11 protein-coding genes are annotated in these 9,354 nt (G+C 69.0%); 10 read left to right on the top strand and 1 reads right to left on the bottom strand.

The features are described from left to right. Positions 1–51 precede the first annotated feature (51 nt). The 10 genes from IG63_RS0115870 to IG63_RS20930 all read left to right on the top strand — a co-directional run bounded on the left by IG63_RS0115870 (position 52) and on the right by IG63_RS20930 (position 8,290). On the top strand, positions 52–1,146 hold the full coding sequence (locus IG63_RS0115870) for an XdhC family protein (protein ID WP_030485332.1): 1,095 nt from the start codon (positions 52–54) through the stop codon (positions 1,144–1,146). Next, positions 1,143–2,180 carry a GTP 3',8-cyclase MoaA gene (gene moaA, locus IG63_RS0115875; protein WP_084597251.1) on the top strand — a complete coding sequence of 346 codons (1,038 nt, stop codon included), beginning with the start codon at positions 1,143–1,145 and terminating at the stop codon, positions 2,178–2,180. The genes IG63_RS0115870 and moaA overlap by 4 nt, the downstream gene beginning before the upstream one ends. A 44-nt stretch (positions 2,181–2,224) precedes the next feature. After that, positions 2,225–2,458: a MoaD/ThiS family protein gene (locus IG63_RS0115880; protein WP_211249354.1), complete on the top strand. Its 234-nt coding sequence runs from the start codon at positions 2,225–2,227 to the stop codon at positions 2,456–2,458. Positions 2,459–2,460: 2 nt separating this feature from the next. Beyond that, positions 2,461–2,901 (top strand): molybdenum cofactor biosynthesis protein MoaE, encoded by a 441-nt coding sequence (locus tag IG63_RS0115885; protein WP_030485335.1) that lies wholly within the window; start codon positions 2,461–2,463, stop codon positions 2,899–2,901. A 34-nt stretch (positions 2,902–2,935) separates the two neighbouring features. Then, a complete protein-coding gene (gene sodN / locus IG63_RS0115890) occupies positions 2,936–3,331 on the top strand; it encodes a superoxide dismutase, Ni (protein WP_030485336.1) in 396 nt (131 codons plus the stop codon). Between the two features lie 111 nt (positions 3,332–3,442). After that, entirely contained in the window at positions 3,443–4,195 is a 753-nt protein-coding gene (locus IG63_RS0115895) for an enoyl-CoA hydratase (RefSeq protein WP_084597257.1), read from the top strand. 22 nt (positions 4,196–4,217) lie between these two features. Then, positions 4,218–5,180, top strand: a complete 963-nt coding sequence (locus IG63_RS0115900; protein ID WP_030485338.1) for a cyclase family protein — start codon at positions 4,218–4,220, stop codon at positions 5,178–5,180. Positions 5,181–5,208: 28 nt separating this feature from the next. Next, a complete protein-coding gene (locus IG63_RS0115905) occupies positions 5,209–6,429 on the top strand; it encodes a CaiB/BaiF CoA transferase family protein (RefSeq protein ID WP_211249355.1) in 1,221 nt (406 codons plus the stop codon). 70 nt (positions 6,430–6,499) lie between these two features. After that, on the top strand, positions 6,500–6,970 hold the full coding sequence (locus IG63_RS0115910; protein WP_030485340.1) for a MaoC/PaaZ C-terminal domain-containing protein: 471 nt from the start codon (positions 6,500–6,502) through the stop codon (positions 6,968–6,970). Positions 6,971–7,066: 96 nt separating this feature from the next. After that, a complete protein-coding gene (locus IG63_RS20930) occupies positions 7,067–8,290 on the top strand; it encodes an MFS transporter (protein ID WP_084597252.1) in 1,224 nt (407 codons plus the stop codon). Positions 8,291–8,345: 55 nt separating this feature from the next. On the opposite strand, the gene IG63_RS0115920 is transcribed toward IG63_RS20930, so the two are convergent. Then, entirely contained in the window at positions 8,346–9,020 is a 675-nt protein-coding gene (locus tag IG63_RS0115920; RefSeq protein WP_036195885.1) for a GntR family transcriptional regulator, read from the bottom strand. Positions 9,021–9,354: the final 334 nt, after the last annotated feature.

A 9,354-nucleotide genomic window follows, 5' to 3' on the forward strand; every position in this document is an offset into this window, starting at 1 on the left:
CTGGCAGGGCGGGTCCGTCGACCTCGCCGGAGGACAGGGGAGGGGTCTGTCGTGAGGGACATCCTCGAGGAGGTCGCCGGGTGGCACGCGGAGGGCACGCGCTTCGCGCTGGCCACCGTCGTACGCACGTGGAAGTCGTCGCCCCGGCAGCCGGGCGCCTCCATGGCCGTCGCCGAGACGGGGGAGGCGGTCGGCAGCGTCTCGGGTGGCTGCGTCGAGGGCGCTGTCTACGAGCTCGCGCAAGAGGTGTTGCAGACCGGGGTGCCGGCGAAGCAGGCCTACGGCATCCAGGACGACGACGCGTTCGCCGTGGGGCTGACCTGCGGCGGAATTCTCGAGATCTTCGTCGAGCCCGTGGACGTTCCTCGCTACCCGGAGCTTCCCGACGTGCTCGCTGCGGTCCGCGGTCAGCACGGCCTGGCCGTCGCCACCGTGGTCGAAGGGCCCGGCGACGTGGGCCACCGCATCGTGGTCGGTGCGGACACCCTGTCGGGGTCCCTCGGCAGCGCCGACCTCGACCACAGCGTCGCCGGGATCGCCCGCGGCATGCTTGAGCACGGTACGACCGGTGTCGTCCATGTCGGCGAGAACGGTGAGCAGCGCATGGACCAGCTCACCGTCTTCGTCGAGTCGTTCGCTCCCGCGCCGCAGATGATCGTCTTCGGTGCGATCGACTTCGCGGGCGCGGTGGTCCGCGCCGGCAAGTTCCTGGGCTACCGCGTCACCCTGTGCGACGCCCGGCCGGTGTTCGCGACGGCCAAGCGGTTCCCCGACGCCGACGAGGTGGTGGTGGACTGGCCGCACCGGTACCTGGCCGGACGGGACGTCGACGAACGCACGGTGCTGTGCGTGCTCACGCACGACCCCAAGTTCGACGTCCCGTTGCTCGAGCTGGCCCTCAGGAGCAAGGCCGGATACATAGGTGCGATGGGCAGCCGGCGCACCCACGAGGACCGGCTCACCCGGCTTCGAGAGATTGGCATGGACGAGCAGTCCTTGAGCCGGCTGTCGTCCCCGATCGGGCTCGACATCGGAGCACGGACTCCGGAGGAGACGGCGGTGTCGATCGTGGCAGAGATCATCGCGCTCGCCTCTGGCGGCTCCGGCAGGCGGCTCTCCGAGACCGGAACGGCGATCCACCGGTGAGCGTGCTGCTGCCGGACCCCGCGTTCCCGCGACCTGCACGTGCGGCGAATCTGGCCGACCGGTTCGGCAGGGTCGCCACCGACCTGAGGGTCTCCCTGACTGACAAATGCAACCTGCGGTGCACCTACTGCATGCCGGCCGAGGGGTTGGCGTGGCTGAGCTCCGACAGGCTGCTGTCGGACGACGAGATCCTCAGGCTCGTGCGGATCGCGGTGGAGCTGCTCGGGGTCGAGGAGGTGCGGTTCACCGGAGGGGAGCCGCTCATCCGCCCTGGTCTCGTCCGGATCGTCGAGGCGACCGCAGGGCTCGGTCCCCGTCCCGCGGTCTCGCTGACCACCAACGGAATCGGGCTGGACAAGACGGCCCAGGCGCTGGTGGACGCCGGCCTCACCCGGATCAACGTCTCGCTCGACACCCTCGATCGTGAGCGCTTCATCCAGCTGACCCGGCGCGATCGGCTGGACCAGGTGCTGGCCGGGCTGCAGCGCGCCCAAGCGGCCGGCCTGGCGCCCGTCAAGGTGAATACGGTGCTGATGCGAGACGTCAACGACCACGAGGCGGTGGATCTTCTCCGGTTCTGTCGGGACCACGGCTACGAGCTGCGGTTCATCGAACAGATGCCCCTCGATGCGCAGCACGGGTGGTCGCGCACGGGCATGGTCACCGCGGAGGAGATCCTCGACCGCCTGAGCAAGGAAGTGGCGCTGACCCCGACGCCGCAGGCCCGCGGTGCTGCGCCTGCCGAGACGTGGTTGGTCGACGGGGGACCCGATGTGGTGGGTGTCATCGCGTCGGTGACGCGACCCTTCTGCTCCGCCTGCGACCGGACCCGGCTGACGGCCGATGGGCAAGTCCGGTCGTGCCTCTTCGCTCGCACCGAGACCGACCTGCGGGAACTGCTGCGCGGAGACGCGACCGACGAGGACATCGCCGACGTGTGGCGAGACGTCATGTGGGGCAAGGGTGCGGGTCACCAGGTCGGCGACCAGGAATTCGTGCAGCCGGACCGACCGATGAGCGCGATCGGCGGATGACGACCGTCAGCGGGCGACCCGGGGGCGGCACGGATCCCTTGGTCATGGTCCGGTACTTCGCCGCGGCGCGGGCCGCGGCCGGTGTGGCCACTGAACAGGTCGCGGCCGCGACCGTCGAGGACCTGGTCAGGACCATCTGCGAGGCACACGGCGCCCGGATGACGTCCGTGATGGCGGTCGCGTCCCTCCTGCTCGACGGTCGGGTCGTGCATGAGCCCACCCGGTCCCTGCTCGACGTCGACTGCGTCGACGTGCTGCCACCCTTCGCGGGAGGATGAGGATGACGACACATGACATCAGGGTCCCGGTGGCGTCCTCGGTTTCCTTCGAGGTCATCGACCCGGTCCGCGCGTTGCGGTTCGTCGAACGTGCCGCGGCCGGCGCCGGGGTGCTCTTCGTGGGAGTGGTGCGCGACCACGATCACGGGAGGCCGGTCACGTCGCTCGAGTACCTTGCGCACCCGAGTGCTGGCGACGTGCTCGCTGCGACGGTCCGGCAGACCCTGCTCGGTCACCCCGGGGTGCTCGCCGTACAGGCCCAGCACCGGACCGGCCCCCTCCGGATCGGTGAGCCGGCGTTCGTGGTCGCGGTCGCCAGTGCCCATCGCGGTGCCGCGTTCGCGGCCTGCGAGGACATCGTCGAGCAGGCCAAGGCCAGCGTCCCGATCTGGAAGAGACAAGTCTTCACGGACGGCACCGAGGAATGGGTGAACTGCCCGTGAGAAACCACCACCGCTCCATCGAGAGGAAACCACCATGCGACTGTTCGCTCCCACCGTCGAGGTCCACGCGCACTGCGACCTGCCCTGCGGGGTCTACGACCCCGCCCAGGCCCGCATCGAGGCCGAGTCGATCAAGGCACTGATCGGCAAGGTCGCCGACAACGACGACCCTGACTTCCGCACCCGCGCCATCCTGATCAAGGAGCAGCGTTCGGAGCTCGTCAAGCACCACCTGTGGGTGCTGTGGACCGACTACTTCAAGCCCCCGCACTTCGAGAAGTACCCCCAGCTCCACACGCTGGTCAACGAGGCCACCAAGCTCGCCGGCGCCTCGGGCACCAAGGGTGAGCTCGACGCGGCCAAGGCCGACGAGCTGCTCGCCAAGATCGACGAGATCGCCGAGATCTTCTGGGAGACCAAGAAGGCCTGATCGACGTAGACCGTCCGGCGGGGCACTGGCCCATCCCGGAGAGAAGTCGGTCGTCCCGCCCGGTGGTCCGCTGCTGCCGCGGGACGACCTGGCACCCACAAGGAGCACATGGTGAGCAAGGTGAGACTGACGTCTGAGGACGGCGGACTGCGGATCCTGACCCTGAACGACCCGGACAAGCGCAACATCATCGACGACGAGATGCGCGCGGCGTTGATCGAGAGTGTTGCGGCTGTCCGGGCGGACCCGGAAGCGACGGTCCTCGTCGTGACCGGCGCGGGAACCGCCTTCTGCGGTGGTGCCGACCTGCCCGCGATCTTCGGGGGCAGCGGCCGGTCGGTCGCCACTCTGCGCGAGGACCTGCACAAGGTGTACGAGAGCTTCCTGGTGCTGCGCTCCCTGACGATTCCGTCGATCGCGGCGGTGCAGGGCCCGGCGGTCGGTGCCGGGCTGAACCTCGCCATGGTCTGCGACATCCGCATCGCCGGGCCGCAGGCCAGCTTCGCGGCGACGTTCTCGCGGATCGGACTCCATCCCGGTGGCGGCTGCACCTGGTTCCTGGTGCAGGCCCTCGGCGAGCAGCGGGCGCTCAAGCTGCTCCTCGACGGTGGCAGCGTGTCAGGACCTGACGCGGTCGAGGCGGGCCTGGCGGTGGCGCTGGAGGAGGACCCGCTGGCCGCCGCATTGGAGCTCGCACGCACGTATGCGGCCATGGACTCCCAGCTCTCCCGGGACATCAAGAAGGCGGTGCGGACGGCCGCGCGCGATGGCTTCGAGGCGACGCTCGAGCTGGAGTCCTGGGCACAGGCGTCGTCTGCGACCAAGCCGGCGGTCCACGACTTCATGGACAGGTTCCGCAAGTGACGCGGCAGGAGAAGGAGGGACCATGTCCGACGCGCGACCGGATCTCGAGCGACTGCGCTCGCTGATCGATGAGTGCAGCAACTGGAACCGCTGGGGCCCCGACGACCAGGTCGGCACGCTGAACCACGTCACCGCCGACTCCGTGGCCGGGGCGGCCGCCCTGGTCCGGGACGGTGTCTCGATCTCGATGGCATTGGATCTCGGGCCGGCCGGCCCCCAACAGGGCGGCTTCCGGGTCAACCCGATGAACCTGATGCGGGAGACCGGCGCGGATCATGTCGCCGGCCTCCAACGCCTGCCACCGGACTGGGGCCCCACCGGCGGGTTGGGCGTCGGTGACGATGTGGTGATCCTGCCGCACCAGGCCGCTACCCAGTGGGACGGGCTCGGGCACGTCTTCTGGGAGGGACGGATGTGGAACGGGAAACCCGCCGCACGCGTGGGCGCCCACGGAGCGACCTACGCGGGCATCGAACAGTGGCGGCACCAATTCGTGATGCGGGGTGTCCTGGTCGACGTCGCCGCGCATCACGGAGTCGCCGCGCTCGAGCCGGGATACCCGATCGGCGTGGACGACCTCGAAGCGACGCTGGAGGCGCAGGGATGCGACGTCGGAACCGGTGACGCCCTGATCGTCAGGACCGGGATGCTGGAGGAGCGTCGCGACAACTGGGGAGACTATGCGGGCGGCCCGGCGCCGGGCCTGTCGGTGGACACGCTGCCGTGGATCCACGAGCGTCAACTCGCGGCCGTGGCCTCCGACACCTGGGGGCTGGAGGTGCGTCCGAGCGAGCTCGGCGCCGCCTTCCCCTTCCACGTGGTCGCCATCCCACACATGGGGTTGGCGTTGGGGGAGATCTGGGACGTCGCCGCTGTCGCGCGCCACTGCCACCAGAGCGGCCGCTTCGAGTTCCTGCTCGTGGCTCCCGTACTCCCCGTCGTGGGTGCGACCGGCAGTGCCGTGAACCCCCTTGCGGTCTTCTGACCCGGCGGCTCGAGAGAGGAGCGTGACGGTGCCCGCCACCAGTGAAAGCTCGACCACGCCGGGAAGCCCGCTGCACGGCGTCCGCGTCCTCGACATGACCACGACCCTGATGGGTCCCTACGCGACGATGATGCTGGCGCAGCTCGGAGCGGACGTGATCAAGGTCGAGCCCCCCGGCGGCGACGCGGTGCGCAGGATCGGCGCGGGCAGGTCGCCAGGAATGGGACCGATCTACCTGAACGCCAACGTCGGCAAGCGGGCGCTGACACTCGACCTCAAGCAAGCCGGAGCCCGCGGCGCACTCTCCCGTCTGCTCGAGCAGTCCGACGTCTTCGCGCACAACCTGCGCCCCAAGGCGGCCGCGGCCCTGGGGCTGGATCCGGACACCGTGGTCGACGTCAATCCCACCTGCATCTACTGCTGCTTCCGCGGTTTCGACGACGGGCCCTACGCGGACGAACCGGCGTACGACGACGTGATCCAGGCTGTGTCAGGAGTCGCGGCCACCCAGGGCAGGGGCGGACCACCGCAGTACGTCGCCACACCGATGGTGGACAAGACCGTCGGGCTGGCCGGGGCGGTGGCGATCCTGGCGGCCCTGCACAAGCGGGCAGCGACCGGCTCGGGGGAGGTGCTCACCGTTCCCATGTTCGAGTTCATGGCGTCCTTCATGTTGCTGGAACAACAAGGCGGACGGGTCTTCGACCCACCGATCGGACCCAGTGGCTACGCCCGCACGGCGTCGCCGAACCGGAAGCCCTACACCACCCGTGACGGACACCTGTCGGTCGTGATCTACACCGATGCGCAATGGCAGCGCTTCTTCGAACTGGTGGGGAGCAGCGAGCTCGCCACCGACGATCGGTTCAAGGACATCGGCGCGCGCACCCGGCACATCGACGAGCTGTACGGGCTGGTGGCGGAGGTGATGAGCCGACGCACGACCGCCGACTGGCTCATCGCCCTTCGGCGCGCCGACATCCCGGTCATGCCACTGCGCACGGTCGACGAGCTCTTCGACGACCTACACCTGCGGGAGACGGGGTTCTTCCGACAGGTCGAGCATCCGTCGGAAGGATCCCTCGTCCAGGCGCGGTTCCCGCTGCGCTTCGGCCACGGACTCGACGAGGTTCCTCCAGCGCCACGACTGGGCCAGCACACCCGGTCCGTCCTGCAGGAGATCGGACTGACCGACACCGAGATCGCCGAGCTGGAGCGGACGGGTGCAGCACAGCCCCCATCGTCCTAGCCGCCGTCGTGACGAACGGGAACCCCGGCACCGCCGGTGCCATGGGGACAGCACAGCGAATGGAGCAGTCATGACCGAGCACCAGGTTTCCGGTCCCATCGGCCTCTACTACGACGAGTTCGAGATCGGCTGGTCGATGCGGACCGCGGGTCGAACCGTGCGTGACTATGAGGTCTCGGCCTTCGTCGCGCTGGCGGGTTTCGTCGAGCCACTCTTTCTCGATGAGAGGCAGGCGAACCTCGGCGGCGACGGGCGACGGGTGGTCCCCGGGGCGTTGACCTTGAGCCTGGCCGAGGGTCTGGTCATGCAGACCAACACCCTGCACCACACAGCCGTCGCGTTTCTCGGTGCCGACGTCGAAGTCCTGGCGCCCGTGTTCGTGGGCGACTCGATCGAGGTGCAGGTGGAGGTGGTGGAACGGCGGCTCACCTCCAAGGGTGACCGCGGGCTGGTCCGGACGGAGAACCGGGTGATCCGTGACGGGGAAGTGGTCTTCAACTACCGTCCCCTTCGCATGATTCGCTGTGCCGACGGTTCCTAGACCCGCACCCACACCCGCGCCGTACGGCGGTGGACGTCTCGATCGCACACCGACGGAGACCCGCGAGCGCTGTCAGTCAGAAGATGAGAGGGATCCGTGTCCAAGGCTTTCGCCATTGGCAGCGCACAACCCACCGGCCCGAAGAGCGGCGGTGTGGTGGTTCCTTGTCTGGTCGGCGGCGCCGCGGGATGGGGGCTGACCGCGGCCGGGGCAGGTGTGGCGTCCTTGACGCACGCCTACGGTGCGGACCTGGTGACCATCGGTCTGCTGACCACCGTCCTGGCGATCGTCTATGCCGCGATGCAACTGCCGGCCGGCACACTCGTCGATCGCTTCGGTCCTCGACCCATCGCTCTGGCCGGGTTGACGCTGGTTGTCCTTGCCTACCTGGCCGCCGCGGTGGCCCCTGAGCTGATGGTCGCGGTCGTCGCTCGTGCCGTCGCCGGCGCGGGCAGCGCCGTGGGCTTCGTTGCGGGCGCCGAGATCGCGCGCACGAGCGGCGCGGGCCCCGTAGGCCTCGGACTGTTCGGAGGAGCCGCGATCGGGTCGGGCGGAATCGCCGTTGCAGTGGTCCCCCTGCTCGAACCGCTGCTGGGTTGGCGCTCGGCCTGGCTGTCGTGCGCTGCGGTCGCGGTGCTCGCGATCGTCGCGCTGGCGTTGTCTCGACCCACTCCGCGGGCCTTGGGCCGGGCCGTCGCTGCTGCAGGCAGTCCATCCGTCCTCCTCGACCACGAACTGCACCGGCTCTCCGCGATCCACGCCGTGACGCTTGGGCTCGGCGTGGTTCTGAGCAACTGGGCCTCCACCATCCTGCAGCAAGCCTGGGGACTCGGCGCCGGAACGGCCGCGGTACTCGCCGGGCTGATCCTCGCGACCACCATCATGAGTCGTCCGTTGGGCGGCCATCTCGTCCGCAAGCGACCCGAGTGGCTGCCGGCGATCATCAAAGTCTCACTGGTGTCCTGTGCCCTCTGCTGCGTCGCACTCGCTTTCCCGTCGACGCCGACCGTAGTCCTGCTGTCGGTGGTCGCACTGGGCACGCTGAGCGGCCTGCCCTTTGCTGGGGTCCTTGCAGCTGCGCAGGCGCGGCGGCCGGATCGCCCGGCCACGGCCGTCGGCCTGATGAACGCCTACGCGAACGCGATCATCGTCGCCGGCACCCCGTTGCTGGGGGCAGCGATTCAGGGATCGCGTGTGACCGTCGGGCTGCTGGTCGTAGCTGCCGTCTGGTTGCTGCCCTACGTGGCCCTCCCGACTTCGCTCGGGCGTTCGGCCCCACAATCGGCCAGACCCCGACCCAGACCCAGCGCCATCCCCTGACCCTCGGGTTCTCCAGGCGGCGTCTCGCGCTGGGCGGAGGGATCAGGCCGCAGGTTCAACCCGTGGGGCGCGAAAGGATCTGGACAAGTGCCCGCAAGGCGTGGTCGCGGTGCGCGTCGAGCTCCGCCACGAGGCGCTCGGTATCGCGAGCACGCGCAGCCTCGAGAATGCGCGCGTGCGCGTCGTCCGCGGCGTGCCGCTCAGCCTCGACGTTGTAGTAGATGGCGCGGTAGGCTTCGGTCGACTCCCAGAGAAGCCGGATCAACCGCATCATGTGTGGACCGCTGCCAGCATCGAAGATGCCGAAGTGGAACCGACGGTTCGCGGCGAGCTGGGCGGCCACGTCACCGGTGGTCGACGCCAGGGAGCATTCCTCGGCGGCTTGTTCCAGCCGGTCGAGCGCGTCGTCATCGAAGAATTCGACCGCAGCGCGTGCCGCGCGGCCTTCCAGCAGCTCGCGCAGCATGTTGACTTCGACCAGGTCCTCGATGAGCAGTTCCGAGACGAAGTACCCTCGCCGCGGAATGTAGGTGACCTGGCCTTCGCCCTCGAGCACCTTGAGCGCTTCACGTGTCGGGATCAGGCTGACGCCAATGCGTTCAGCGATCTCGTCCTGCTGAATGTGCGCACCGGGCCGCAGCTCGCCTTCGACGATGGCGCGGCGGAGCCACGCGACCGCGTGCTGCTGGCTCGTATGGTGGGTATCGCCCTTACCGTTTGCGGTCCGCATGAGGCAACATTACGACGTTGCGGCGACATCCTGTGAATACCCACGTAACCGCGACAACTGCTGTTTCACGCCGTCGCCGATTCGCAGTGTGGAGCCTCGCCGCGATTCGGCAAGCGATCGCACCGCGCAAGTCCGGAGTCCCATCCTCCAATCGAGCGGGCCCTCTGCGAGCGGCGGCACGTCAGCGTCACCATCACCGAAACCCCGAGTGCCCCGACCAACCGACGCGACTCGGACAGGATCCTGACCTCTGACGGGCTAGTCATGCCACCGTTCCGGTCCGCGGAAGCCCCCTACCCTGAAACGGCTCACACAGGTGGAGGCGGCACCTGCT

It is taken from the genome of Nocardioides aequoreus (genome assembly GCF_000720335.1).
In the GTDB taxonomy this organism is placed as follows: domain Bacteria; phylum Actinomycetota; class Actinomycetes; order Propionibacteriales; family Nocardioidaceae; genus Marmoricola; species Marmoricola aequoreus.

Bases quoted from the DNA above. Each gene is read 5' to 3' on its own strand.
- IG63_RS0115880 (WP_211249354.1), top strand. From the start codon at position 2,225: ATGGTCCGGTACTTCGCCGCGGCGCGGGCCGCGGCCGGTGTGGCCACT.
- IG63_RS0115885 (WP_030485335.1), top strand. From the start codon at position 2,461: ATGACGACACATGACATCAGGGTCCCGGTGGCGTCCTCGGTTTCCTTC.
- sodN (WP_030485336.1), top strand. From the start codon at position 2,936: ATGCGACTGTTCGCTCCCACCGTCGAGGTCCACGCGCACTGCGACCTG.
- IG63_RS0115900 (WP_030485338.1), top strand. From the start codon at position 4,218: ATGTCCGACGCGCGACCGGATCTCGAGCGACTGCGCTCGCTGATCGAT.
- IG63_RS0115910 (WP_030485340.1), top strand. From the start codon at position 6,500: ATGACCGAGCACCAGGTTTCCGGTCCCATCGGCCTCTACTACGACGAG.
- IG63_RS0115920 (WP_036195885.1), bottom strand. From the start codon at position 9,020: ATGCGGACCGCAAACGGTAAGGGCGATACCCACCATACGAGCCAGCAG.